The sequence below is a fragment of the Magnetospirillum gryphiswaldense MSR-1 v2 genome (genome assembly GCF_000513295.1).
Classification (GTDB): Bacteria; Pseudomonadota; Alphaproteobacteria; order Rhodospirillales; family Magnetospirillaceae; genus Magnetospirillum; species Magnetospirillum gryphiswaldense.
In genome coordinates this window covers 3,384,072-3,409,301 of the sequence record NC_023065.1, presented here as the reverse complement: position 1 = coordinate 3,409,301, position 25,230 = coordinate 3,384,072, and the positions used below count along the sequence as shown (strand labels likewise).

Below are 25,230 nucleotides of genomic sequence, written 5' to 3'. Positions count from 1 at the left end.
GGATTGTCGCGCTGTATGATTTCCCAATACGACATCGGCGCATGGTCAGCGGACAGGCCGAGGATGGTCTCGAACGAGACATGGCGGTAATAGCGCCGGTTGTAACGGAAGACGAACTCATAGAGGTAGGTGTCGATGTGCTCGCGGCGGAACCCATGATAGGTGCCGAGCCCCCAGCGCTTCAGAAGGGCGAAGACCCGATGAATCCAGCGCAGGGGGATATGCGCAGCCATATTGCCGACGATGCGGGGATCGTGCCGGTATCCGACAAGCCCGGTGTAGGAGGCGTGGCCATCGCAAACCAGGGTGGCGCCGGGGGCGATGTTGGCCTTGATGAAGGCGTGGATATTCGGCTTCTCGTTGCTGGGGATCACCTCCATCCGGCAGCGGCCCGACAGGGTGTCGAGGTATTTCGCGCCGAGAGCCTCGGGTTTCTGCGGCTTTCCTGTGGTTTTGTCGCGCACCTCGACGGCGCCGATCACGATGATCTTGCCCTCCTTGAGCGGCTTGCCGGGTTCTTCCAGATCGTGGAACGGCATTTCCGTCTGGTCGATCTCGATCACGCCATCGAGAGGATCGCGATTCGGATCGACCATCGCCCGCCGCAGCTTCTGTTCCAGCAACCAAGCTGCCCGATAGGTGATGCCGAGTTGCCCGGCCATTTGCCACGCCGACATCCCATTGGAATGCGTCGCCATCAGGTGGGCGGCACAGAACCACGCCCGAAGCGGATGGCGGGTCCGATGCATGATGGTTCCGGCGGTCGCCGACGTCTGCTTCCCACAGTCTCTGCACGCGAAAGTGTAGGCGCGGCTGGTCAGGCGGGCGGCGTTCTGCGCACCGCATTTCGGGAAAACGAAGCCACTCGGCCATCGTCGATCCATCAACAGCCGGTAACAGCTATCCTCGTCGGGAAACCATACCTGGAAGTCGAGAAGGGACAACTGCTTCGCCATGGCCGCGAACATATCTTGACGTCCGGCCTATCTCAAGGCGCTTAATGGGGCAGCGGCATAAGTCGCGTTAACTGAATGTTGATCAAGTGGCTTTGACTTTTCTATGAAGTATGTGCGTGCCATATCTTGTATCTGCATAACAAGAGCGTTGTGCTCATGAAGGTGCATATCGTGATATGGATACATGCATTCTTTTTGTATTCTTTCTTCGCGCTCAAAATGGAATTTTGTATAGTCTAGCAACGCTTTTAGCGTGTCGCTCATTAATTTTGCATTATTGAGTGATTTCGAATGTTCAAGAAAGTCATTTATTATTGTTATAAGTTTCTCATGGTCTTTATCAATTGTGGTGTTGCCAATTAGCAAATCAGGGGTCAGTTTGATCATTGCTAATTTCCTTACATGTAGTCTTTAGATGACTGCTTCAGTAATCCGTTTGAATAGGATTTCTGTGGAAAGGTCTTCGATGTTCACTGTCACCCGTCCGCAGCCATCAACCTGATTCATCTCAGCCTGAGCCGGAAGGTTTCGGATGTTCGTCAATTTGCGCACTGTCCATACAGTCCGCTGCCGCCCAACCATTTCGAACAGATCACCGATTGATACGGGACGCTGCAGCTTCTGCGATTGAACGGTCTGATTCGGTTGGGAAATCGGCGGCTTCATCGGGTTCAATCAGATATACAAATCGCATATGTCTTTACTCTAAATATGCTGATTTTTCCAATGGAATTGGGGGCGATGGGTATTTTCCGTACCCCCAATAATCTGTTGACCAAATGGGTATTTTGGGGGTACGTTATTTCATGCCTATAGAATTCGACGCCGTTAAAAATGCCATCAACGTCGCCAAGCATGGCGTCGATTTTAAGGTGGTCGACGCATTTGAATGGGACACAGCTGTGGTGGTCGAAGATACCCGCCGGGAATATGGCGAAACACGTCTAATCGCCCTTGGGTATATCGGTGACCGCTTGCACGTACTGGCTTTTACCATCCGTGACGGGAACATTCGTCCCATCTCTTTGCGTAAAGCCAATTCCAGGGAGATTAGGCGTTATGCCGAAGCTTAAGCCATCGACCATCATACCGACCGACGAGGAAGATGCTGCAATTTCCGCTGCAATCAGCACCGATCCAGATTCGCCAGAGTTGACCGATGCCAATTTTGCCAATGCCCGTCCTGCTTCCGAGGTTCTGGCAAATTATCTTGGTGCCACCGAGACTGAGGCGCTTTTGCGTCGTCGTGGTCGTCCGTTGAAAGCCGACCGCAAGGTGGACATCAAGCTGCGCATTGATCCTGATGTTGTTGAGGCTCTGCGGTCTGGTGGAAAGGGTTGGCAGACCCGTGCCAATGAGATTTTGCGTAAAGGCGTTGGGCTGTAGACCATCCAAGATTCCCGAGAATCTTCAGATCCACAAGCAGCGGTAGCCATCGACCATTGATCTGGGTGGAGCTTCATCACGAGAGTAGTCAACATCACCAACCACCCCAGATTGCACAAACCATGCACACGCCAGAATTATGGAGCACAAGTCATTGATATTATTAGCGTATTCGCCCAGCCAGACCATTGCCAAGGTTGGGGTCGAGGGTTCGAATCCCTTCGCCCGCTCCAAGCGAAACGATAAAAGGCCGGGCCTCATAGCCCGGCCTTTTCGTTTGCCTCACATCAAGGGTACGGTTTCCGCCGCCATCAGTGTGAACAGAAACGTCGCCCCTTGCCCCGGCGACGATTCCACCCAAATGCGACCGCCGCAATGCTGGACGATACGCTGGCAGATGGCCAAGCCGATGCCGGTGCCCGATCGGTCGCCCGGGGTATGCAGACGCTGGAACACCACGAAAATCTGCTCGAAATATTCCGCTGCGATGCCGATACCGTTATCGGCCACGGCGAAGGTCCACCAGCCGGGCTCGGTCTGCTGGGCATGGATGCGGATGACCGGCGGGCGCGCCGGGTCAGCATATTTGATGGCATTGTCGATCAGATTCTGGAACAGGCTGACCAATTGTGCCGGGTTGGCCCTGACCATCGGTAAGTTTGCGGCTTCGATGGTGGCGTGACTGTGACCGATCACATCGGTCAGATTGCTCAAGGCCTGCTGCACCGCCTGACCGGCATCCACCGCCGCCAACGGCTCGACGCTGTTGGAAAGCCGGGCGTAATTGAGCAGATCCTGGATCAGCTGCGACATGCGGGCGCTGCCCTCGACGATGAAGCCGATGAAATCGTCGGCATCTTGGTCCAATCGCCCGCCATAGCGCCGGGACAGCAGCTGGGCATAGCTGATGACATTGCGCAGCGGCGTCTGCAAATCGTGCGAGGCGATATAGGCGAAACGCTCGAGATCAGCGTTTGACCGTTCCAATTCCTCGGATTTACGCCGCAAAATCTCCTTGCCCTGGTCCTGACCGATGATATGGAAGGCAGCACCGAAGGCGATGGCGGTCATGGCGACGAAGGCCAGCACCTCCATCAGCCGTACCCGCACCGGGATGGCATCGGCCTGATCCCAACCGCCCTTAGGCAGGGCCGCCAATTGCCACGTCCCTTGCGTCAGCACCACGTCGGTCAGCACCGGCTGGGCGGCAAACACCGCCTGGTCTCCCAGGATCATCGCCCCCGCCGCCCCCAGTCCGTCGCCACCACGAATGGCGACCTGAAACGGCAAATCAGCCTTGCCCAGGCCGGCATCGGCGAAAATGGCCGGAATATCGAGAACGATATTGGCCATGCCATAGAAGCGCCCGTCGCGTAGGAACACCGGATTGCGCAGGATCAGGCCAATGCCGCCCTGGATCAGCGGGACCGGTCCCTGCAACAGCGGCGCCCGGTTTTCGATGGCTCTCCTGACTTGTTGATACTGCACCGGGATCGAACGGTAATCGACGCCGATCACGCTTTCGTTACCGGCCAGCGGATAGCTCATGGCGATGACCATGTCGTGGCTGACCACCATGTTGCGGACGCCGCGCTGGTCCTTCAGCAACACTTCGCCGGTGGTATGAAATTCTTCGGCGGTGATGCCGTCATGGGTGATGATATGGGCGATGACGCCCTGGGCGCGGGCCAAGGGCTCACTCAGGGAAAATTCCAGCTTGGCCCGCACCGCCGAGACTTGCGCGGCCAAAGTGGCGCGAGCCTCCTGATGGCGGCGCTGGCGTTCGATCGTATCCACATGGACCAGAACCGCACCCGTGACCACGCTGACCGCCAAGGCCAAGGTCAATGGCAACCAGTGCCCACGCCGTATAAGGGTGAATGCCATGGCCCCCCCTGCCCATGCCCGCCCATTGCTGGCACTATAGGATGGCGCAGGTTTACAGACAACCGCAACGCCGGGCGATTGACAGCGCCGCCGCCGCCGCTTATGCCTGCGCGGCAGCCTTACTTGGAAAGATCACGTCATGAGCGATATGGAACGCCTGCAGGCGGAAAACGAGGAATTGCGCCAGGAAAACGAAGCCCTGCGGGCCGAAATCGAGGAATTGCGGTTCGAGGCCGAACTCGACGCCTGCCATGCCGCCGGTCTGGCAGCGCAGCTGCGCGCCATCATCGCCGAGGGCGATGCCTGCGCCAATAAAGCCGGCCATCCGCTGCTGGAACGGGTCAGCTACACCAATGACCGCACTGGCGAAGCCATGAGCAAGACCAAATCCTATCCGCTCTACCGCGAGGCCTTCGACGCCGAAGCGGAAGAATGCGGCATCGCCGAACCGCGGAAATATCGGGCCTGATCAAACGGGCTCGCTATCACAAATGATAAAGCGGGCTCCGCCCGCGCCCGCAAAGGGATTAATCCCTTTGATCCCCTTGGTTTGATCGAGGAGGGTCCAGGGACCGAGTCCCTGGCGGGAAACCGGGGCGGCGTCCCGTTATCGATCTGATTTGGGCCGGGGCGCGTTGGCCACGTCGAAGGCAATGGCCTGCAACAGCAGCTGAAAGCCCAAAATCAGCGGCAAACCGGCCAGCATGACGGTGCCCGCCGTGCGCGGCACGCCGCTTTCCAGGGACATGGCCCATTCGCCCAGGCCCATGACCAGGCCGAACAGGGCAAGCGGCAAGCCGGTGAGCAGGTAAAGCGAGGCGATGTTGAAGTCGTGGACGAAATACGACAGCAGCAGCCGACGCAGGAAACCCCGGGCCAGCAAGGGCGGAAAGGTCAGCAGCACGCGGGAAATGCGCAAGGACGAGTCCTCGTCGCCATAGCGCGCCGGCATGGCCACGTCTTCCACCGCCAGCCGTGCCGTGCCCAGGCGGATCATCAGGTCGCATTCAAAGAAATAGCGCGGTGACAGGCGCTCCAGCTCGATATTGTCCAGCGCCCGCCGGGACAGCGCCAGATAGCCGTTGGTGGGGTCCATCACCCCCCACTGCCCCGATGCCGCCTTGACCAGGAAGGACAGGGCGCTGTTGCCCAGCAAGCGCAAGGGCGGCATGGCGCGCAGGGCGCGGAAATCACGGAAGCGGTTGCCCTTGGCCATATCGGCCCGGCCTGTTCGCAGCGGCTCCAGCAAAGCCGGCAGGAAAGTCGGGTCCATCTGGCCGTCGCCATCCATCTTGACGATAATGTCCGCCCCCAAGGCCAAGGCCCGGCGAAAACCGGTGACCATGGCGGCGCCGACACCGCCATTGATCGCGTGGGTCAGAACCTCGATGCGGGGATCACGGCCAGCACGGTCGCGCGCCACCTGCCCCGAGCCATCGGGACAGGCATCATCAACCACCAGAATATGATCCAGATCACCGGGAAGGCTGTCGAGAACCGCCCCGATATGGCGCGCCGCCCGATAACAGGGGATGATCACGGCGACGCGCATGGCTGGGCTCAGGCGCCGCAGCACTTCTTGTATTTATTACCGGAACCGCAGGGGCACGGGTCGTTGCGACCGACCTTTTCCACCACCCGCTGCTGGGCGCGCGGATTCATCACTCCGTCCACATAGACCCAGCGACCATCCAGTTTCTTGAAGCTGCCCAGTTCGTGATGGGCGAAGGGCTTGCCGCGAAGGCTATAGCGGGCGACGAATTCGACGCTGCCATTATCGCCGTCTTCACTGCTGGAGCGCACCTCAAGCCCGTTCCACTTGGCTTCCTTGATCCACTTTTCCGTCTCGGCGCGATCGTAATCTTCCTTGGCCTCGGGGGCCAAAGTGTCTTCCAGATAGACGGCATTAGCCTGGGTAAAGGCGGTATAGCGCGACCGCATCAGGGCTTCGGGGGTAGCGGCGGCGGCGCCGGCCAGCAAGGGAGCGCAGCACAGTTCCAGGCTTTGGCCCGAACCGCAGGGACAGGAAGTCATCGATTACGCCTTTCGCGGATTTTCAGAATTCGATCAGATTGGAGAACATGAAGATGCCAACAATGGCGACGGCATAAAAGGCGCCGCCCAGGCCGAGAAGAAACAGGATGTTACCCAAGGTGCGCAAGGGAAACATGCGTCGTTCCCGCGTGCGCCGCTCGCCCGAACGTTTTTCCGACCCGCCGACGATGGTCAGGAAATAATTGCCGCCGACCAGGGGGAAGGACAGACGGATATGGATGGGATGACGGCGCCACGACGTGGGTTTGACCGCATTCCATAATGCCGCCCGCTGTTCCGGGGTGAAGCTGGCGACCACTTCCGTCGGCAGACGGTCGAGCAGCATGTCCAGTCCGCCGGATTCGATTGCCTCGCTCATCCCCCCACCTCTTCATCGACTTCTGTCGAGTGTCAGTATTCAACAGGCTCGTCCCCCTGTCGAGAGGCCCGATCAGATACCCGAGCGCGACAGGCGCGACAAGATGTCGTCCAACTGCTCCAGATTGCCGTAATGGATGGTCAGCTCGCCGCCCTTGCCCGAACTGGTCAAGCTGACGCGGCACCCCAATTGCTCGGTCAGGTCACGCTCCAGGGCAGCGGTATCGGCATCCTTGTCGAACAGCTTGCCCTGGCTTTTGCCCTTGACCGCCTTGGCCGAACCGCCCGCCTCGCCGCCGGCCAGCTTCTCCGTCTGCCGCACGTTCAACTGCTTGTCCACCACCTGCTGGGCCAGACCGACGGGATCGGTGGCGGTCAACAGGGCGCGGGCATGGCCCGCAGACAGCTTGCCCTGGTCGAGAAAATCCTTCACCGGCCCCGGCAGGGCCAACAATCGCATCATATTGGCCACGTGGCTGCGCGACTTACCGACGGCACGGGCCAGTTCTTCCTGGGTATGGCTGAATTCCTCGACCAGACGGCGATAGCCCTCGGCCTCTTCCAGCGCAGTCAGATCCTGGCGTTGCAGGTTCTCGACCAGGGCGACTTCCAGGGCTTCCTTGTCGGACAGGTCGCGGACGATGACCGGCACTTCGTGCAATTGCGCCCGCTGCGCCGCTCGCCACCGCCGTTCACCGGCGATGATCTCGAACATGCCTTCATGCGGGCGCACCAGGATGGGCTGCAACACCCCCTTGGTCCGCACCGATTCCACCAGATCGGCGATGGCGGCTTCGTCGAATTGCCGACGCGGCTGGAACTTGCCCGGCTTCAGCTGCGCCACCGGCAGATTGCGCAGGCCCATGGGCGCCGTCTCGGTCTCCCCGGCCAACACGGCAGCGCCTTCGACCACGGCGGCAGCGGCGGCTACGCCCGAATCCCCCAACAGGGCCGACAGGCCCCGGCCCAGCTTGCGACGCTTGTCTTCCGCCACTGTCCTTACACTCCCTTGCTCAAGGATATTTCGCGCTTCAACACTTCCGCCGCCAGATGGATATAGGCTTCGGAGCCGGCGCATTTGTGGTCATAGATCAACACCGGCTTGCCATAGGACGGCGCCTCGGAGATGCGGACATTGCGCGGAATCACCGTCTTGTAGACCTTTTCGCCGAAGAACTCGCGCACATCGGCGGCCACCTGTTCAGTCAGATTATTGCGCTTGTCGAACATGGTGAGCACGATGCCCTGCAATTCCAGGGTCGGGTTGAAACCCTTGCGGATGGCCTCGATGGTCTTGACCAGATGGCTGATGCCTTCCAGGGCGAAGAACTCGCATTGCAGCGGCACCATCACCGAATTGGCGGCAACCAGGGCGTTGAGCGTCAGCAGGTTCAGCGACGGCGGGCAATCGATCAGCACGTAATCATAGACGCCCATGGCCGGCTTCAGCGCTTCCGACAGCCGGACTTCACGCCGCGCCATGTCGACCAACTCGATCTCGGCGCCCGACAGATCGACGCCCGAGGGCACCACCCTAAGGCCGGGGATCTCGGTGTCGTGGGTGGTTTCGGCCAGTCCAGCCTCGCCGATCAGCACGTGATAGGAATTGACGTCGCGGGCATCACGGGCGATGCCCAGGCCGGTGCTGGCATTGCCCTGGGGGTCCAGGTCGATCAGCAGCACGGTCTTTTTGGTCGCCGCCATGGCCGTGGCCAGATTGATGGCCGTGGTGGTCTTACCCACCCCACCCTTCTGGTTGGCGATGGCGATGACACGGGTCGGCTTTTTGCCATTCTCAGCCACGGCGAACCTCTTCTAAATGAAGGACAAGGCCGGACGGGTCCGACAGCGACGGGATCCGTTGCGTTGCGATATTCCATTCTTTGGCGGCCTGGGTCAATTCGTCTTCCGCAGCCCGGCCCTTTAGGAACAGGCAGTGGCCGCCGGGCAACAGGTGCGGTTCGGCCCAGGCCAGCAGTTTTTCCAACGGCGCCAGGGCCCGCGCCGTGATCAGATCGGCGCCCAGGGGCGGCACTTTCTCGATGCGGGCGTTGTGGATGGTCACCGGGGTTTCGGTGACGCGGGCGACCTCGCGCAGGAAAGCGCATTTGCGCGCATCCGATTCCACCAGATGGACGTCGGGGGCGCCCAGGATGGCCAGCACCAGACCGGGGAAACCGGCGCCGCTGCCCATGTCCATAACTCTGTGGATGTTTTGGGGAAGAAGCGGGAAAAGCTGGGCGGAATCGAGGAAATGCCTGGACCACAGGCTGGGGATGGTATCAGGACCGACCAGATTGATGGTCTTCTGCCACTTCACCAGCAGGTCAGCGTACAGCCCCAGCCTGGTCACGGCATCGGCTGAAAGGGACAAGGGGGCCAGAACTTCCGGCCCATCGCTCTTGTGGTCTTGTTTCACGTGAAACACCATATATGGGTCAGGCGGCATTGCGCCGTTTGACATGGGCCAACAGGGCGGTGATCGCCGCCGGGGTGATGCCGGAGATACGCGCCGCCACCGCCAGGGTCTCGGGCTGAGCTGCCTTCAGCTTTTGCCGCACTTCCGCCGACAGCGAGCCGATGGCATCGTAATCCATGTCTGCCGGCAGGGTCAGATTTTCCTCGGCCCGATAGGCGCGGATATCGGCTTCCTGCCGCGACAGATAGCCCTGGTACTTGCCGTCGATTTCCAATTGCTCGGCCACCGCCCCGGTCAAGGCGGCCAGCGCGGGCCAGACCTGGGCGAGACGGGGCAAGTCTATATTGGGATAGGCCAGCAGGTCCCAGGCGGAGCGGACGACGCCGTCCTGATTGACCTCGAGCCCAGCCTTCTTCAGGACGTTGGGGGAGGCGCGCAAAGTGTTCAGCAGCCCCCTGCCCTCTTCCAGCGCCTGGGCCTTGGCGGTGAAGGCATCGGCGCGGACAGAACCGACACAGCCGGCCTCCATGCCCTTGGCGGTCAGGCGCAGGTCGGCGTTATCGGCACGCAGGATCAGCCGGTACTCGGCCCGCGAGGTGAACATGCGATAGGGCTCACGCGTGCCCAAGCTGACCAGATCGTCGACCATCACCCCCATATAGGCGTCGGCACGATCAAGGACGAAGGCCTCGTTGCCGGCGACAAAGCGGGCGGCGTTGAGACCGGCCAACAGACCTTGGGCGCCGGCTTCTTCATAGCCGGTGGTGCCATTGATCTGACCGGCCAGGAACAGACCGTTCATCACCTTTGTTTCCAGCGACCGCTTCAACTGCCGGGGATCGACGAAGTCGTATTCGATGGCATAGCCGGGACGGATGATGCTGACGTCTTCCAGACCGGGGATGGTGCGGATCATCGCCTCTTGCACATCGGCGGGCAGCGAGGTGGAAATGCCGTTGGGATAGACGGTGGGATCGTCCAGCCCCTCGGGCTCGAGGAAAATTTGATGGCTGTCCTTGCCGGCGAAGCGCACCACCTTGTCCTCGATGGACGGGCAATAGCGCGGGCCGACACTTTGGATCTGGCCGGAATACATGGGCGCGCGATGCAGATTGGCGCGGATGATGGCGTGGGTGCGCTCGTTGGTGTGGGTGATGCCGCAGGCGATCTGCGGCGTGCTGATCCTGTCGGTCAGATACGAGAACGGTACCGGCGGGTCATCGCCGGCCTGCATCTCTAATTGGTCCCAATGGATAGTGCGACCATCCAGCCGGGCCGGCGTGCCGGTCTTCAACCGGTCCAGCGGCAGGCCGGCACGGGCCAGGGCCGTGGACAGATTGTTGGCTGGCTCGTCACCGAAGCGACCGGCGGGCCAGGTCTTTTCACCGCAATGGATCAGGCCGCGCAGAAATGTACCCGTGGTCACCACCACCGCCCCACAGGTGATGGTGCGGCCATCGGCCAACACGGCGCCAGCCACCCGACCATCCTTGTAGATCAAGTCCTCGACCGAGCCTTGCACCAGGGTCAGATTGTCCTGTTCGGCCAGCAGGGCCTGTACCGCCTGACGATAGAGCTTGCGGTCGGCCTGGGCCCGTGGCCCCTGCACCGCCGGCCCCTTGCTTCGGTTCAAGATGCGGAACTGGATGCCGCCCCGATCGATGGCCCGCCCCATCACGCCGTCAAGGGCATCGATCTCGCGCACCAGCTGGCCCTTGGCCAAGCCGCCGATGGCCGGGTTGCAGCTCATCTCGCCGATGGTTTCCAGACGCTGGGTGGCCAAGATGGTGGCCGCACCGAAACGGGCAGCAGCAGCGGCGGCCTCGGCCCCGGCATGACCGCCGCCGATGACCAGAACATCGCAGATCAAAGTTTCATCGGGTTTCACGTGAAACACCTATTTGCCGATACAAAATTCAGCGAAGACCACATCGAGCAGTTCTTCCACATCCACCCGCCCGGTGATCCGTCCGATGGCCTGGGCCGCCTGACGCAAATCCTCGGCCGCCAGTTCCACCGGCTTGGCCGGATCGAAGCGGGACAAAGCCGCCAGACATTCCTCCACCGCTGCCCGATGGCGGGCGCGGGTCAGCGCCGGCTCGGCACTGACGGCGAAGCGGTTGGCCACTTCACTTTCCAACCGGGCCAGCAGCGCATCAAGCCCCAGGCCAGTGCGGGCGGATACCATGATCCCAGCGTCCGAGTCGACAGGATTCGCCACATCGGCCTTGTTGAAGACGACGATGCTGGCTTCATCGATCATTGATCGGGTCTGCGCATCCCTCTCGGGCAGCAAGCTGGCGTCGAACACCAGCATTTTCAGATCGGCGCTTTCGGCCCGGGCCAGGGCGCGGGCGATGCCTTCGGCCTCGATGTCCTCGGCCGCTTCGCGCAAGCCGGCGGTATCGGCCAGCACCACCGGCCAGCCATGCAGGTCAAGATGGGTCTCGATGACGTCGCGGGTGGTACCGGCCTTGGCCGAGACGATGGCCACCTCGCGCCCGGCAATGCGGTTCATCAGGCTGGACTTGCCGGCATTGGGGGCGCCCAAGATGGCGATGTGGATGCCGTCGCGCAGACGCTCGCGCCGTTGGCCTTCCCGCGTCTTTGCCCGCATGTCGGCCATCAGGGCGCGGACCTGACGCAGCACGTCGTCGGCCAGATCGTCGCCGATGCCTTCGTCGGAGAAATCGATGATCGCCTCGGTCAGGGCCAGGGCACGAATCAAATCCTGACGCCAGCCCTCGACCAAAGCGGCCAGACCGCCATCCAATTGCTGCAACGCCTGACGGCGCTGAGCGGCGGTTTCGGCATCGACCAGATCGGCGATGGCCTCGGCCCGGGTCAGATCGAGTTTGTCATTGAGGAAGGCCCGGCGGGAAAACTCGCCCGCTTCCGCCGGACGCAGACCCAGTTCCAGCAGGGACTGGGACAAGGCAGCGGCAACGGCGCGACCGCCATGCAGATGCAGTTCCACCACCTCTTCACCGGTGAAGCTATGGGGAGCGGGGAAATACAGCGCCAGACCGTCGTCGATATCCTCGCCGCCATGGCGCACCCGCACCCGGGTCGCCAGACGGGGCTGGAGCCGTTTGCCGGTCAGGCTGTGCAAGGTATCGGCACTGGCCGGACCCGACAGCCTGAAAACGGCAACGCCCCCACGTCCGGGGGCGCTGGCCAAAGCGAAGATGGTGGCGACCGTCATTTCTGGTCGGGGGTCAACATCAACCGGGTGACGCGGCCACCGCCCAACAGATGGGTGTCGATGATCTCGTCGATATCCTCGCGGCTGTTGAAGCCGTACCAGATGCCCTCGGGATAGATCACCAGCACCGGCCCCAACTCGCAGCGGTCCAGACAGCCGGCGGCATTGACGCGTACGCCGCCCACCCCCTTCTTCTTGGCCGCCGCCTTCAGGTAATCGCGCAGGGGCTCGGACCCACGGGCGGCGCACGACCCACGGGGATGATCGTCGGCCCGGCGGTTGGTGCAGATGAAAGCGTGGATACGATAAAACAGCTCGGGATCGGTGCTGACGCTCATTCCTTGTTCTCCCGTCGACCGGCGCCGGCGAATTGGGCCCAGAACATCTTTTGCAGCTGCTCCATGCCCTGAACCCCGGCGGGCAGCCACGTCTTCAACATGGTTTCGGGTTCCATGGCCGACAAGGACGCGGTCATGCGTTCCTGAATCTGGCTCATCATCGCCTCTTGCATGGGCTTGACGTCGGGCAGGCCGAAAAAGGTGCGTGCCTCGTCCGGTGTGCAATCGATATCGACGGTAATTTTCATGGCGACGATTCCGGCCTTGTGAAACCTTGCATAAATCCCAAACTAAGCCTTTGAACCCGCCCACGCAATCTTCAGTCGATGGAAGCCCGTTTCATGACCAACCGCCTTGCCGGTGAGACCAGCCCTTATTTGCGCCAACACCAGGACAACCCGGTCCATTGGTGGCCGTGGGGCGATGCCGCCTTGGCCGAGGCGCGCTCCAGCGGGCGGCCCTTATTGCTGTCCATCGGCTATTCCGCCTGTCACTGGTGCCACGTCATGGCCCATGAAAGCTTTGAAAACCCCGAGATCGCCGCGCTGATGAACCGGCTGTTCGTCAACGTCAAGATCGACCGCGAGGAACGGCCCGATCTGGACGCCATCTATCAGCAGGCGTTGCAGCACATGGGCCAGCATGGCGGCTGGCCGCTGACCATGTTCTGCACCCCCGATGGCCAGCCGTTCTGGGGCGGCACCTATTTTCCGCCCGCACCGCGCTATGGCCGCCCCGGCTTCCCCGAGGTGCTGCAGGCGATCCATGATCTGTGGCAGCGTGACCGCGAGCGGGTCGACCATAACGTCGCCGCCCTGGTCGATGCCCTAGCTCACGATGGCGGCGGCGATGCTTCCCCCCTGACCCTGGAAATGCTGGACCGCGGCGCCAAGGCCATCCTTAGCCATGTGGACATGGAGCATGGCGGCTTAGGCGGCGCACCCAAATTCCCCCAGCCCGGCCTGTTCGATTACCTCTGGCGTTCAGCCAAACGGAGCAAGAACAGCGGATTGCACCAGGCGGTCACCCTGACCCTGGACCGTATCTGCCAGGGCGGCATCACCGACCATCTGGGCGGCGGCTTCATGCGCTATTCCACCGACGACGTCTGGCTGGCGCCACATTTCGAAAAGATGCTCTACGATAATGGGCAATTGATCGATCTGCTGACCTTGGTTTGGCAGGATACGCAAAACCCATTGTTCCAGACCCGTATCGAGGAATGCATCACGTGGGTTTCACGTGAAATGCTGGCCGAGGGCGCGGCCTTCGCCGCTGCCCTTGACGCGGATTCGGAAGGCCATGAAGGCCGCTTCTATACCTGGAAAGCGCAAGAGATCATCGATCTTCTCGGCCCCGAAACAGCCCGTATTTTCGCCCAGGCCTATGACGTCAGTATTCAAGGCAATTGGGAAGGGGTGAACATCCTCAACCGCTCCAAGCCGCAAGGCCACGAGCACGAGGAGCAACTGGCCCATTCGCGGACCATCTTGCTGGCCGCCCGGGCCAACCGCATCCGCCCCGGTCGTGACGACAAGGTCTTGGCCGATTGGAACGGCATGATGATCGCAGGCCTGGCCCGCGCCGGTTTCGTCTTCATCCGCCCGGACTGGCTGGACATGGCCGAGCGGGCCTTTGCCGTCATTACCGACAAAATGACCTTGGCCGATGATCGCCTTGCCCATTCCCTGTGTCAGGGGCAGGCCTCGCACGTGGGTTTCGCCGACGATCTCGCCCATATGGCCCGCGCGGCCCTGGCGCTCTATCAAGCCACCGGCAAGGCCGATTACCTGACCTGGGCCGAGACCTGGGTCGCCGCCGCCGACCGCCATCATTGGGATAAGGCCAAGGGCGGTTACTTCCAGGTGGCGCACAGTGCTTCCGACGTCATCGTCAGGACCAAGACAGTGATGGATGCGGCGGTGCCCTCGGCCAACGGCACCATGGTCCAGGTGCTGGCCATCCTGGCCCAGATCACCGACAAACCCGCCTATGCCGACCGTGCCCAGGCGGTGGTCACTGTCTTCATGGATCAGTTCAACGACCATTTCGCCAATATGTCGGCGCTGTTGACCGGCTTCGATTTGGCCGTCGATCCGGTGCTGGTCACCCTGCCCCGCAACAATGCCGAGATGATTGATGTGGTGCGCCACGCCGCTTTGCCCAATCTGATCATCCGTTGGACCGACGAGGTGATGGCGACTTTGTGCCGCAATTCGGTATGCTCGGCCCCCACGGGTTCGCCCGCCGATCTTGCCCGGATGTTGAGGGGGGAATAATGCCGTTCATCAGTTTGAACACCGAAGTAGGGCCGCTGACCATTTTCGCCGATGACGAGGCCATCGTCGCCGTCGATTGGGGCTGGCCGCCGGAAACCGACGAGCCGCCGGGGCCGTTGCTGGAACGCGCCCGCGATCAGCTAGAGGCCTATTTCGCCGGCACCCTGACCGCCTTCGACCTGCCGCTGGCCCCCCATGGCACCGCTTTTCAACGCAAGGTGTGGGCGTCCATCGCTGGCATTCCCTTCGGCAAGGTCCGTACCTACGGTGATCTGGCGCGCGAGCTGGAAACCGGTCCGCGCGCCCTGGGTACCGCCTGCGGGCGCAATCCCATCCCCATCATCATCCCCTGCCATCGGGTGCTGGGGACCAATGGATCGTTGGGCGGCTATTCCGGCATGGATGGCATCGACACCAAACGGGCCTTGCTGAAACTGGAAGGTGTCTCGCTGCCCTGACGATCATTTGCCCATGACCCTTGGCATGCTTATACTTCTCCAGATGGATGGAGGAAGGCATGACCAAGGGTGAACGCAACCGTCTGGTCTGGATCGTCAGTGCGGCCAGCCTGTTATGGATGGCGGTAGCGGGCTTTGTCCTGTTCGTGGTGATGGACCCGGAGATGGCCCATCATTCGTCATCCATGGTCAAGGACCGCATGGCGGCGGAATGTTTCGGTACCTTCCGTGATCGCTACGAATGCAAGGAAGCTATCATCGTCCAAAGTGGGCGCGATACCTTCTGGGCCATGGCCTGGCGCTTTGTCCTGACCATCGTGCCGCCGATCATGGCCAGCTTCTGGCTGTCGTCCTATCTGCGCAAACACCCGGTGCAGATGGTCGAACATCGCCACGTCGATGCCAACGACGATTGGAAGAACCGGGCCAAGTTCCACACCCAGGTTCAGTCGCCGCAGCAGGCGGCCCAAGATCTGCACCTGGATGACTTGCCGCCGATCCCCTCTGGCAAGCATCTAATCGATGACATCGCCCCGGTGGACGATTGGAAAAGCCGGGCGCAGAACCAGATCAACAAGAACAAACGACCGGAATAAGAATTTGGGGGCGTGCCCCCAATCCCCCGATAACGGGAGGCTCGCCTCCTGCCCATGAAAAAGCCCCGGTTTCCCGGGGCTTTTTGTTAGCTTACGAATTCATCCCGTCGAAGACGGGTCACGAATTCATCGCGTCGAAGAAATCGGCGTTGTTCTTCGAATGCTTGAGTTTATCGACCAGGAATTCCATGGCGTCGCTGACGCCCATGGGCATCAGGATGCGGCGCAGAACCCACATCTTGGACAACTGGCCCTTATCGACCAGCAATTCTTCCTTACGGGTGCCCGACTTGGTGATGTCGATGGCCGGGAAGGTGCGCTTGTCCGACAACTTGCGATCCAGGATGATTTCCGAGTTACCGGTACCCTTGAACTCTTCGAAGATCACTTCGTCCATGCGCGAGCCGGTATCGATCAGCGCGGTGGCGATGATGGACAGCGAACCGCCCTCTTCGATATTGCGGGCGGCACCGAAGAAGCGCTTGGGCCGTTGCAGGGCGTTGGCATCGACGCCACCGGTCAGCACCTTGCCCGAGCTGGGTACCACCGTGTTGTAGGCGCGAGCCAGACGGGTGACCGAATCGAGCAGGATGACCACGTCGCGCTTGTGTTCGACCAGACGCTTGGCCTTTTCCAGCACCATCTCGGTGACCTGGACGTGACGCACCGCCGGTTCGTCGAAGGTGGACGAGATGACCTCGCCCTTGACCGAACGGGCCATGTCGGTGACTTCTTCCGGGCGCTCATCGATGAGCAGCACGATCAGATAGACTTCCGGGTGGTTGGCGGAAATGGCGTGGGCCATGTTCTGCAACATCACCGTCTTGCCGGTGCGCGGCGGCGCTACGATCAAAGCGCGCTGGCCCTTGCCGACCGGGGCGATCAGATCGATAACCCGGGTGGTCAGATCCTTCTTGGTCGGATCGTCCACTTCCAGGCGCAGCTTTTCGTTGGGATAAAGCGGCGTCAGATTGTCGAAATTGATGCGGTGTCGGACGTTTTCCGGCGGCTCGAAATTGATGGTGTTGACCTTCAAGAGGGCGAAATAACGTTCGCCGTCCTTGGGCGAGCGGATCTGGCCTTCCACCGTGTCGCCGGTGCGCAGGCCGAAACGGCGGACTTGGCTGGGGCTGACATAGATGTCGTCGGGACCGGGCAGATAATTGGCTTCCGGGCTGCGCAGGAAACCGAAACCGTCTTGCAGGACCTCAAGCACACCCTCGCCGTAGATGGGGGTGTCGTTATCGGCCAATTGCTTCAAAATGGCGAACATCATGTCCTGCTTGCGCAGGGTACTGGCGTTCTCGATCTGAAGTTCCTCGGCATAAGCCAGAAGTTCGGCCGGTGTTTTCTTCTTGAGTTCCGAAAGATGCATGGGGATGTCCGTATGAAGGATGTTCAGCACTGGCCACCAAAAGGCGGTCCTTCGAGGGGAATCTCGACGCGGATTAATCCGTCTGATTGAGTGCGAACATATTTTTGGGAAGCGGGCTTCGGGCGGCCCTTAAGGATGATGCCAGCTTTAGCCAAACAACCCGGTCCTGTCAAACGCCAAATTCTTGTGCGTTGGCGAAGGATCAGAAGGGTTTCACCACGACCAGAAGCACGATACCGATCATCAGCAAGGTCGGCACTTCATTGGCGATGCGATAAAACTTTTGCGGGCGCTTGTTGCGATCGGCGGCGAAGTCGTTTTTCCACCGCATCATGAAATGATGGCTGACCGTCATCAGGATGACCAGGGTGAACTTGGCGTGGAACCAGGCGTCCTGGAACAAACCACCGGTTATGGCCAGCCACAAGCCCAAACCCCAGGCGACGATAGCGGCGGGAGTCATGATCGCCTTCAACAACCGCCGTTCCATCACCTTGAACTTTTCCGAGGTCTCGGAACCGGGTTCCACTTCGCAGTGATAGACGAACAGACGGGGCAGATACAGCAGCCCGGCCATCCACGAAATCACCGCGATGACATGGACCGCCTTGATCCACAAATAGGCTTCACCGCTCATGCTTCCCCCTTGCATAGGCATTGACTGCCGCAGGCCTTACCACGGGCAGCGCCGGGATCGCCCACCAGATCGGCCAGACCCTTGATGAAATCCGGGTGCGAACTGACCGCCGCCGCGCGGAAATAGGCGGGGATACCCAGCTTTTCCGCCAGATGCCGGTATTCAATATCCAGTTCCACCAAGGTTTCCGAATGTTCGGAGACGAAGGCGACCGGGGCGACGATCACCGCCACCTTGTCGGCGGCAGCCCGGTGCAATTCATCCTCGGTGCTGGGACCGATCCATTTGGCCGGGCCAACCCGGCTTTGATAGCAGATGGCCCAATCCAGATCGGCGATACCCAGTTCCGCCACCACGGCGGCGGTGGTTTGCTCGACCTGACGCTGATAGGGATCACCCTTGTCGATGATGCTTTGCGGCAGACCATGGGCGGAAAACAGCAGGCGTGGTCTACCCTGCCCTACCGCTTGGTCCCATTCGACCCTGATCTTGGCGGCCATGGCCCTGATCAGACCGGGCTCGACCGGATAGCAGCAGACCGTGCGGGTTTCACCGAAGCTATTCGCGGCCAATTGATGCCACTGCTTCAGCGAAGACCCGGTGGTGGTGGTGGAAAATTGCGGATAAAGCGGCAGCAGGATCACCCGTTCCGCCCCCCATGCCTTGGCCTCTTGCAAAGCCTGATCGGCGAAGGGGTGCCAATAGCGCATGGCGATCAGTACCTTGAAATCATTGCCGAGCAATTTTTGCAAGGCGGCGGCCTGATCCTGGGTTTGTTCCAGCAGGGGCGATTTGCCGCCCAGATGCTGGTAAATCCCGCGCGCTATCGGTGCCCGCTTGGCCGAAATGTACTTGGCCAGCAGCCAACGGATCGGATTGGGGGCGCCGATGATCGCCTTGTCGTTGAACAGATTGAATAGAAACGGCTTTACCGCGTCCAGGCTGTCCGGTCCACCCAGGTTGAACAGGATGATGGCGGTTTTCATCCCTTGAAGGCTTTCACCCGTTGGGTCAGCCGCGCCACGTTTTCCGGCGGGGTCGGCGGAATGATGCCGTGGCCAAGGTTGAAAATGAACGGCCCCTTGCCCAAGGCGTTCAACACCCGGTCAATACCGGCATCCAAAGCATCGCCGCCGGCGACCAACAAGATGGGGTCCAGATTGCCCTGCACCGTGCATTTGGGCTGCAACACCCGCGCCGCCCAATCCAGCGGTACCGACGAATCCAGGCTGACGCCATCCACCTTGGTTTCGGTGACATAAGCTTCGTACAAAATGCCGGCACCGCGCGGAAAGCCGATCACCGGAATACCAGGACGTTCGCTGTGGATACGCTCGACCAGTCGGCGGGCCGGCTCGATCACCCATTTGCGGAACTCAGTTTCCGGCAGCGCCCCGGCCCAGGTGTCGAAAATCTGGATGGCTTCGGCCCCGGCATCGATCTGACGGATCAGATATTGGCCGGTGGCCTCGATCAGCAACTCCATCAGCCGGGCGAAAGTCTCGGGCTCGGCCCACATCAGCTTTTTCGCCTGGGAAAAATCCTTCGAGCCGCCGCCTTCGATCATGTAGGTGGCGACCGTCCACGGCGCCCCGGAAAAACCGATCAGCGCGGTGGTGGCGGGGATGGCCTTGGACAGGCCGGCGACGGTGGCATAGACCGGCGCCATGCGGTCGTGCAGGCCCGAGATGTCGAGACCATCCAGATCCCTTGCCGAGCGAATCGGCGTCAACACCGGTCCTTCGCCTTCCTTGAACGCTACACCTTGCCCCAACCCGTCGGGGACGACCAGGATGTCGGAAAACAGAATGGCGGCATCGAAGCCGTAGCGCCTGAGCGGCTGCAACGTGACTTCCACCGCCAGTTCCGGGTTGTAGCACAGATCGAGGAACGATCCGGCCTGGGTCCGGGTGGCCCGGTATTCCGGCAGGTATCGCCCGGCCTGACGCATCAGCCAAAAAGGCGGCGGGGTGATGGTTTCACCGGCGAGGGCACGCAAAAAGGGCTTGGTGGCGGTCACGGGCTTTGATCCTTGGGAGTGGCTGACCTGGGCAGAGTTCTACAAGTTTTGATTCTTAAGAGAAAGGTTGTTGAGGTTAGTTGGGCCTGTGGATATCGGGGATGCGAGTCTGTCCACAGATTTTGCACAGAACCATGCAGAGGCCGCCTGATTTTGGTCAGGCTTGTGGAAAAATCGGGTAAAACCGTGTCAACCCGTTGACATCGCAGGCAGTGGGAAAAGTCGGATAACGGGGAAAGCTGGTGCCGCAAAACGTAATTCACGGTATTGTCGCCGACGGTCCGGTTTTTGTCCCGGCGGGATGGAAGACGGGGCGGAAGCGGTATGGATGGGGGGCGAATCCACCCCCCTGTTGGTAAAGCTCGACTTATCCCCATCATTCAAACCAATTCACAGGGTGGCATGGAGTCTTTGCATCTTCATTTGGTCTCGGACGCTACCGGCGAAACCGTCACATCGGTGGTGCGTGCCTGCATGGTGCAGTTCGAAGGTATCAACGCCATTCAGCACAATTGGTGGCTGATCCGCTCGCAAGGGCAGGTGGAACGGGTGATCGCCGGCATCGAAAGCAATCCCGGCATCGTCTTGTGCACTTTGGTCGATGTGGCGGTGCGCGGCGTGCTGGAAGAAGCCTGCCGCCACATGCGGGTGCCGTTCATCCCGGTGCTTGACCCGGTGATGGGGGCGCTGGCCGGCTATTTCAACGCCGAAAGCCATGCCATGCCGGGCCGGCAATACCAGATGGACGCTGAATATTTCGCCCGCATCGATGCCATGCAATTCACCTTGGCCCATGACGACGGTCAGTTGATGGACGATGTGGAAGACGCTGACATCGTCGTCGTCGGCGTGTCGCGCACGTCGAAGACGCCGACCTGTATGTATCTTGCCAATCGCGGCTTCAAATGCGCCAATTACCCGCTGGTTCCCGGCGTGCCGCTGCCGCGCACCTTGGAAACCGCCCGCACACCCCTGGTGGTCGGCCTGACCAAGGATCCGAAAAGCCTGTCCGATATCCGTCGTGCCCGCCTGCGCTTCCTCAATCACGACGAGGAATCCGAATACGCCCAGTTCGAGAAGGTGCGTGACGAGGTGGCCAATGCCCGCAAGCTGTTCACCCGCCACGGCTGGCCGGTGGTGGACGTGACCCGCCGCTCGATCGAGGAGGCCTCGGCCTCCATCATGCAACTGCATGGTCAGCACAAGGCCAAGCAAGAGGGCAAGGCATGATCGTCCTGGCCTCGGGCTCGACCACCCGCCAGACCATGTTGCGGGCGGCGGGGGTGGGGTTTCGCGTGCTCGCCTTGCCGGTGGACGAGGACGGAATCAAGCAGGCGTTGCGCCAGGAAACCGACCGACCGGCGCGGGTCGCCGAAACCCTGGCGGAAATGAAGGCGGTACGGGTCTCGGCCAGATGTCCGGGCGAGATCGTCATCGGTGCCGACCAGATGCTCGATTGCGACGGAATGTGGTTCGACAAGCCGACGGATCGGGTCGCCGCTGGCGATCAGTTGCGGCTGTTGCGCGGCAAGACCCATCGTCTGACCTCCAGCGTCGTCGCCCTGCGCGATGGCCAAAGGCTGTGGCACCACACCGACGAGGCACGGCTGACCATGCGGGCCTTCTCCGATACTTTTCTCGACGATTACCTGGATAAGGCCGGCGACGGGGTTTTGTCCTCGGTCGGGGCCTATCAGTTGGAAGGTCTGGGGGCGCAATTGTTCATGGCGGTGGAAGGCGACCATTTCACCATTCTCGGCCTGCCTTTGCTGCCGCTTTTGGATTTCTTGCGCGAAAATGGGGAACTTACACCATGATCCTGTCGGGCAAGGCCAGGCTGGCCGGGGTTCTGGGCTGGCCGGTGGGACATTCACGCTCGCCCCGCCTGCATGGCTATTGGCTGGACCGTTTGGGCATCGACGGCGCCTATGTGCCGCTGCCGGTCCGGCCCGAAGATTTTGCCAGCGTGTTCCGCGCGTTGCCGAAAATGGGATTCGCCGGGGCCAACGTCACCGTGCCGCATAAGGAACAAGCCCTGATCCTGGCCGACGAGGTCGAGCCGCTGGCCAAGCGCATCGGTGCCGTCAACACCTTGGTGGTGCGTGAGGATGGCTCGATCCTGGGGCTCAACACCGATGCTTTCGGTTTCATGCAGAATTTGCTGGAAACCCATCCGGCTTCCCTTGGCACTCTCAACCGCCCGGCGGTGGTGTTGGGCGCCGGCGGCGCGGCCCGCGCCGTAATCGCCGCCCTGGTCGATGCCGGCGTGCCGGAAATCCGGCTGGTCAACCGCAGCCTTGAGCGGGCGGAAAAGCTGGCGGCCGATATCGGCGGCCCGATCAGGGTGCAGCAATGGGACCGGCTGGATCTGGCCGGGGCCGGCCTGCTGGTCAACACCACCAGCCTGGGCATGAGCGGTCAGCCGCCCTTGGACATCGATCTGTCCGCCCTGCCGCAAGACGCTGTGGTCAACGATATCGTTTATGTGCCGCTCTTGACCGATTTGCTGTTGCGGGCGCAGGCGCGTGGCAATCCGGTGGTCGACGGCCTGGGTATGCTGCTGTGGCAGGCGGTACGCGGCTTCAGCCTGTGGTTCGGCCAGCAGCCGGAGGTGACGGCGGACCTGCGCGATTTCGTGTTGAAGTCATGAAAATCCTGGGACTGACCGGTTCCATCGGCATGGGCAAGAGCACCGCCGCCACCATGCTGCGGCGGCTGGGTATTCCGGTACATGACGCCGATGCCGCCGTGCATCGGCTGATGGGACCGGGTGGAAAGGCGGTGCCGGCCATCAAGGCGGCTTTTCCCGGCGTGGTCATCGACGGTGCGGTCAGTCGCCCGCTGTTGGGGCAATTGGTGTTCGGCGATAAAGTGGCGCTGAAACGGCTGGAGGCCATCCTGCATCCGCTGGTTCGGGCCGAGGAAGCCGCCTTTCTGCGCCGGCAAGCGCGGGCGCGTTTTCCGCTGGTGGTGTTGGATATCCCGCTGTTGTTCGAGACCGGCGGCGACAGACGGTGCGACCGGGTGGCGGTGGTGACCTGCCCGGCCTTTTTACAGGCCGAGCGGGTGCTGGCCCGACCGGGCATGACGGCCCAGCGTCTGGCCGCCATCCGCGCCCAGCAGATGCCTGACGGGCTCAAACGCCGGTACGGTGATTTCCTCATCCGCTCGGGCGCGGGCAAGGGCCCGGCCTTGCGCGCGCTGCGCCGGGCCGTCACCCTGGTGTTGGCTCAATCCGGGCGCGGCGCTTGGCCGCCCCGCCCCTGCCCAAGGTTCGACCATGCGTGAAATTGTGCTTGATACGGAAACCACCGGCTTCGATCCGCTGACCGGCCATCGCATCGTCGAAATCGGCTGTGTCGAGCTGTTCAACCACTTGCCCACCGGCAAGGTCTATCACCAATACGTCAACCCCGAGCGCGACATGCCGGAAGAGGCGTTCAAGGTGCACGGCCTGTCCGAGCAATTCCTGTCGGACAAGCCGGTCTTCGCTGAAATCGTCGCCGATTTCATGGACTTCATCGGCGACGCCATCCTGGTGATTCATAACGCTGAATTCGACATGCGTTTCATCAATGCCGAGCTGTCGCGGCTGGGTTTCCAACCTTTACCCATGAGCCGCTCCATCGATACCGTGGCCATGGCGCGCAAGAAGTTCCCTGGTGCTCAGGCCAATCTCGACGCCCTGTGCCGTCGCTTTGAAATCGACAACACCCACCGTTCCTTCCACGGCGCGCTGTTGGATTCGGAATTGCTGGCCGAGGTCTATCTGCAACTGATCGGCGGACGCCAGCCCGGTTTGGAACTGGGACTTCTGGGCGGCAACGGCAAGGGCGGCGGCGGTCCGGTGCTGGAACGGGTCAAGCGCGAACCGCGTCCGCACGCGGCCCTGCCGGAGGAACTGGAGGCGCATGCGGCCTTTGTCGGCAAACTGAAGAAAGCCCTCTGGCTGCGCGAGCCGGAGTAAAGCGGGCTTCCGCCCCCAATTTATTCCTCGACGACAGTGCTGGGCGGCAATATCCGAATGGTGGTGATCTGATTACGCTGCCGGCGCACCACCTCGAAGCGGAAGCCGTAAAAGCGGAACACCTGTCCCACATTAGGGATTTGCCGGCTTTCATGCAGCAGCAGGCCGGCGATGGTGGTGGCTTGGTCGTCGGGCAGGCGCCACTCGAACTGGCGATTGAGATCGCGGATGGTGACGCTGCCGTCGACCACGAACGAGCCGTCGGTCTGCGGGCGGACGCCGGCGACGGTGACGTCGTGTTCGTCGGCGATGTCGCCGACGATTTCCTCCAGGATGTCTTCCAAGGTCACCACCCCCATCAGGGCGCCGTATTCATCCACCACCAGGGCGAAATGCTCACGTCGGGCGCGGAAGGCCTGAAGCTGCTCCAACAATGTGGTGGAATCGGGGATGAACCAGGGATCGGCGGCCAGCTCGGCCACGTCCAGACTATCCAACTCGCCGCCCAAGGCGCGCACCGCCCGCAGCACATCCTTGGCGTGGACGACGCCGATGATGTTGTCGGCATCATTGCGCCACAAGGGGATGCGGGTGAACGGGCTGCCCAGAATCTGATCGACGATTTCAGCCGGCGGCAGGTCAGCGTCGATGGTGATGGTGGATTTGCGGTGGGTCATCACCTCGCCCACTTCCACGTCGCCCAGTTCCAGGATGGACCGCAGCATGCGGCGTTCCTCCTGCACTTCGTCCTGGCTGGTATGCACCTCGATGGCGCCGCGCAATTCCATCATGGCGGTTTCGATGGAAACGTCGGTCGCGTATTTGGCCCCGAACAGGCGGAAGAACAGGCGCGCCACCACCTCGATGGCCTTGACCAGCGGCCCCAAAAGTTCAGTCACCACGGTGACCGGACCGGACACGAACAGCGCCACTTTGTTGACGTTGTAGATGGCATAGGTCTTGGGCAACACCTCGCCGAACATGACCACGATCACAGTCATGCCGATGGTGGCATAGGCGATGCCGGCATCGCCGAACAGCGCCACCATCGCTCCCGTCGCCAGTGACGAGGCCAGGATGTTGACCATGTTGTTGCCCAGAAGCAGGGCGCCGATCAGGCGGTCGCGGGTGGCGATCAGGCGGTTGACCCGCTTGGCCCGGTGGCTGCCGTCTTGTTCCAATTGGTGCATGGCCGGGCGCGACACGGCGGTCAGCGCCGTTTCCGACCCTGAAAAGAATGCCGAGGCGATCAGCAGGACGAAGATCACCAGCAAGGTCAGGGTCAACTCGTCCAT

29 protein-coding genes and 1 pseudogene are annotated in these 25,230 nt (G+C 61.4%); 11 read left to right on the top strand and 19 right to left on the bottom strand.

Annotated elements, in window-relative coordinates; translation table 11 throughout:
- Positions 1–26: 26 nt before the first annotated feature.
- The 3 genes and pseudogenes from MGMSRV2_RS16420 to MGMSRV2_RS16410 form a co-directional block, all read right to left on the bottom strand.
- A pseudogene (locus MGMSRV2_RS16420) lies at positions 27–956 on the bottom strand (IS1595 family transposase); the annotation flags it as partial.
- Positions 957–983: 27 nt separating this feature from the next.
- Entirely contained in the window at positions 984–1,343 is a 360-nt protein-coding gene (locus tag MGMSRV2_RS16415; RefSeq protein WP_024081483.1) for a bacteriohemerythrin, read from the bottom strand.
- 24 nt (positions 1,344–1,367) lie between these two features.
- Positions 1,368–1,622 (bottom strand): hypothetical protein, encoded by a 255-nt coding sequence (locus MGMSRV2_RS16410; protein WP_041633694.1) that lies wholly within the window; start codon positions 1,620–1,622, stop codon positions 1,368–1,370.
- A 140-nt stretch (positions 1,623–1,762) separates the two neighbouring features.
- Between MGMSRV2_RS16410 and MGMSRV2_RS16405 the strand changes: the two genes are divergently transcribed.
- Positions 1,763–2,029 carry a BrnT family toxin gene (locus tag MGMSRV2_RS16405; RefSeq protein ID WP_041634718.1) on the top strand — a complete coding sequence of 89 codons (267 nt, stop codon included), beginning with the start codon at positions 1,763–1,765 and terminating at the stop codon, positions 2,027–2,029.
- A complete protein-coding gene (locus tag MGMSRV2_RS16400; protein WP_024081481.1) occupies positions 2,016–2,342 on the top strand; it encodes a BrnA antitoxin family protein in 327 nt (108 codons plus the stop codon). The genes MGMSRV2_RS16405 and MGMSRV2_RS16400 overlap by 14 nt, the downstream gene beginning before the upstream one ends.
- A gap of 282 nt (positions 2,343–2,624) precedes the next feature.
- On the opposite strand, the gene MGMSRV2_RS16395 is transcribed toward MGMSRV2_RS16400, so the two are convergent.
- The gene (locus MGMSRV2_RS16395) at positions 2,625–4,229 is read right to left on the bottom strand and encodes a sensor histidine kinase (RefSeq protein WP_024081478.1); all 1,605 of its coding nucleotides are present in this window, start codon (positions 4,227–4,229) and stop codon (positions 2,625–2,627) included.
- Between the two features lie 139 nt (positions 4,230–4,368).
- Between MGMSRV2_RS16395 and MGMSRV2_RS16390 the strand changes: the two genes are divergently transcribed.
- Complete coding sequence (locus MGMSRV2_RS16390) at positions 4,369–4,698, top strand: hypothetical protein (protein ID WP_024081477.1); 330 nt, start codon at positions 4,369–4,371, stop codon at positions 4,696–4,698.
- 138 nt (positions 4,699–4,836) lie between these two features.
- Here the strand turns inward: MGMSRV2_RS16390 and MGMSRV2_RS16385 are convergent, their stop codons facing one another.
- The 10 genes from MGMSRV2_RS16385 to MGMSRV2_RS16340 all read right to left on the bottom strand — a co-directional run bounded on the left by MGMSRV2_RS16385 (position 4,837) and on the right by MGMSRV2_RS16340 (position 12,851).
- Positions 4,837–5,781: a glycosyltransferase family 2 protein gene (locus MGMSRV2_RS16385; protein WP_024081476.1), complete on the bottom strand. Its 945-nt coding sequence runs from the start codon at positions 5,779–5,781 to the stop codon at positions 4,837–4,839.
- Positions 5,782–5,789: 8 nt separating this feature from the next.
- Positions 5,790–6,263, bottom strand: coding sequence for a YchJ family protein (locus MGMSRV2_RS16380; RefSeq protein WP_024081475.1), 474 nt, complete (start codon positions 6,261–6,263; stop codon positions 5,790–5,792).
- Positions 6,264–6,285: 22 nt separating this feature from the next.
- Positions 6,286–6,642, bottom strand: coding sequence for a hypothetical protein (locus MGMSRV2_RS16375; protein WP_024081474.1), 357 nt, complete (start codon positions 6,640–6,642; stop codon positions 6,286–6,288).
- A gap of 72 nt (positions 6,643–6,714) precedes the next feature.
- On the bottom strand, positions 6,715–7,635 hold the full coding sequence (locus tag MGMSRV2_RS16370) for a ParB/RepB/Spo0J family partition protein (protein WP_024081473.1): 921 nt from the start codon (positions 7,633–7,635) through the stop codon (positions 6,715–6,717).
- Between the two features lie 5 nt (positions 7,636–7,640).
- Entirely contained in the window at positions 7,641–8,444 is an 804-nt protein-coding gene (locus tag MGMSRV2_RS16365) for a ParA family protein (RefSeq protein WP_024081472.1), read from the bottom strand.
- The gene (gene rsmG / locus MGMSRV2_RS16360; RefSeq protein ID WP_242410696.1) at positions 8,437–9,060 is read right to left on the bottom strand and encodes a 16S rRNA (guanine(527)-N(7))-methyltransferase RsmG; all 624 of its coding nucleotides are present in this window, start codon (positions 9,058–9,060) and stop codon (positions 8,437–8,439) included. Before rsmG ends, MGMSRV2_RS16365 begins: the two co-directional genes overlap by 8 nt.
- A 19-nt stretch (positions 9,061–9,079) precedes the next feature.
- Complete coding sequence (mnmG, locus tag MGMSRV2_RS16355) at positions 9,080–10,948, bottom strand: tRNA uridine-5-carboxymethylaminomethyl(34) synthesis enzyme MnmG (protein WP_024081470.1); 1,869 nt, start codon at positions 10,946–10,948, stop codon at positions 9,080–9,082.
- A 9-nt stretch (positions 10,949–10,957) separates the two neighbouring features.
- Entirely contained in the window at positions 10,958–12,265 is a 1,308-nt protein-coding gene (gene mnmE / locus MGMSRV2_RS16350; RefSeq protein ID WP_024081469.1) for a tRNA uridine-5-carboxymethylaminomethyl(34) synthesis GTPase MnmE, read from the bottom strand.
- On the bottom strand, positions 12,262–12,603 hold the full coding sequence (locus tag MGMSRV2_RS16345) for a (2Fe-2S) ferredoxin domain-containing protein (RefSeq protein WP_024081468.1): 342 nt from the start codon (positions 12,601–12,603) through the stop codon (positions 12,262–12,264). The genes mnmE and MGMSRV2_RS16345 overlap by 4 nt, the downstream gene beginning before the upstream one ends.
- Entirely contained in the window at positions 12,600–12,851 is a 252-nt protein-coding gene (locus MGMSRV2_RS16340) for a DUF6489 family protein (protein ID WP_024081467.1), read from the bottom strand. Before MGMSRV2_RS16340 ends, MGMSRV2_RS16345 begins: the two co-directional genes overlap by 4 nt.
- A gap of 93 nt (positions 12,852–12,944) precedes the next feature.
- On the opposite strand from MGMSRV2_RS16340, the gene MGMSRV2_RS16335 reads away from it, so the two are divergent.
- From MGMSRV2_RS16335 to MGMSRV2_RS16325, 3 genes are read left to right on the top strand one after another with little or no spacing between them, the layout of a single operon-like run.
- The gene (locus tag MGMSRV2_RS16335) at positions 12,945–14,882 is read left to right on the top strand and encodes a thioredoxin domain-containing protein (protein WP_024081466.1); all 1,938 of its coding nucleotides are present in this window, start codon (positions 12,945–12,947) and stop codon (positions 14,880–14,882) included.
- Positions 14,882–15,340: a methylated-DNA--[protein]-cysteine S-methyltransferase gene (locus MGMSRV2_RS16330; protein WP_041633693.1), complete on the top strand. Its 459-nt coding sequence runs from the start codon at positions 14,882–14,884 to the stop codon at positions 15,338–15,340. Before MGMSRV2_RS16335 ends, MGMSRV2_RS16330 begins: the two co-directional genes overlap by 1 nt.
- Before the next feature lie 59 nt (positions 15,341–15,399).
- The gene (locus tag MGMSRV2_RS16325) at positions 15,400–15,936 is read left to right on the top strand and encodes a hypothetical protein (protein WP_024081464.1); all 537 of its coding nucleotides are present in this window, start codon (positions 15,400–15,402) and stop codon (positions 15,934–15,936) included.
- Positions 15,937–16,054: 118 nt separating this feature from the next.
- Here the strand turns inward: MGMSRV2_RS16325 and rho are convergent, their stop codons facing one another.
- The 4 genes from rho to hemE all read right to left on the bottom strand — a co-directional run bounded on the left by rho (position 16,055) and on the right by hemE (position 19,968).
- Positions 16,055–17,311 (bottom strand): transcription termination factor Rho, encoded by a 1,257-nt coding sequence (gene rho, locus MGMSRV2_RS16320; RefSeq protein ID WP_024081463.1) that lies wholly within the window; start codon positions 17,309–17,311, stop codon positions 16,055–16,057.
- Between the two features lie 202 nt (positions 17,312–17,513).
- Entirely contained in the window at positions 17,514–17,948 is a 435-nt protein-coding gene (gene hemJ, locus MGMSRV2_RS16315) for a protoporphyrinogen oxidase HemJ (RefSeq protein WP_024081462.1), read from the bottom strand.
- A complete protein-coding gene (gene hemH / locus MGMSRV2_RS16310) occupies positions 17,945–18,934 on the bottom strand; it encodes a ferrochelatase (RefSeq protein WP_024081461.1) in 990 nt (329 codons plus the stop codon). The genes hemJ and hemH overlap by 4 nt, the downstream gene beginning before the upstream one ends.
- Positions 18,931–19,968: a uroporphyrinogen decarboxylase gene (gene hemE, locus MGMSRV2_RS16305; protein ID WP_024081460.1), complete on the bottom strand. Its 1,038-nt coding sequence runs from the start codon at positions 19,966–19,968 to the stop codon at positions 18,931–18,933. The genes hemH and hemE overlap by 4 nt, the downstream gene beginning before the upstream one ends.
- A gap of 402 nt (positions 19,969–20,370) precedes the next feature.
- Here hemE and MGMSRV2_RS16300 point away from each other — a divergent pair, with 402 nt between their 5' ends.
- The 5 genes from MGMSRV2_RS16300 to dnaQ are packed head-to-tail and all read left to right on the top strand — an operon-like array spanning position 20,371 to position 23,935.
- A complete protein-coding gene (locus MGMSRV2_RS16300) occupies positions 20,371–21,198 on the top strand; it encodes a pyruvate, water dikinase regulatory protein (protein ID WP_024081459.1) in 828 nt (275 codons plus the stop codon).
- Positions 21,195–21,785 (top strand): Maf family protein, encoded by a 591-nt coding sequence (locus tag MGMSRV2_RS16295; RefSeq protein ID WP_024081458.1) that lies wholly within the window; start codon positions 21,195–21,197, stop codon positions 21,783–21,785. The genes MGMSRV2_RS16300 and MGMSRV2_RS16295 overlap by 4 nt, the downstream gene beginning before the upstream one ends.
- Positions 21,782–22,618 carry a shikimate dehydrogenase gene (locus MGMSRV2_RS16290; RefSeq protein WP_024081457.1) on the top strand — a complete coding sequence of 279 codons (837 nt, stop codon included), beginning with the start codon at positions 21,782–21,784 and terminating at the stop codon, positions 22,616–22,618. The genes MGMSRV2_RS16295 and MGMSRV2_RS16290 overlap by 4 nt, the downstream gene beginning before the upstream one ends.
- Positions 22,615–23,256, top strand: a complete 642-nt coding sequence (coaE, locus tag MGMSRV2_RS16285) for a dephospho-CoA kinase (protein ID WP_024081456.1) — start codon at positions 22,615–22,617, stop codon at positions 23,254–23,256. Before MGMSRV2_RS16290 ends, coaE begins: the two co-directional genes overlap by 4 nt.
- Positions 23,249–23,935, top strand: a complete 687-nt coding sequence (gene dnaQ / locus MGMSRV2_RS16280; RefSeq protein WP_024081455.1) for a DNA polymerase III subunit epsilon — start codon at positions 23,249–23,251, stop codon at positions 23,933–23,935. Before coaE ends, dnaQ begins: the two co-directional genes overlap by 8 nt.
- A gap of 20 nt (positions 23,936–23,955) precedes the next feature.
- Here the strand turns inward: dnaQ and MGMSRV2_RS16275 are convergent, their stop codons facing one another.
- On the bottom strand, positions 23,956–25,230 hold the full coding sequence (locus tag MGMSRV2_RS16275; protein ID WP_024081454.1) for an HlyC/CorC family transporter: 1,275 nt from the start codon (positions 25,228–25,230) through the stop codon (positions 23,956–23,958).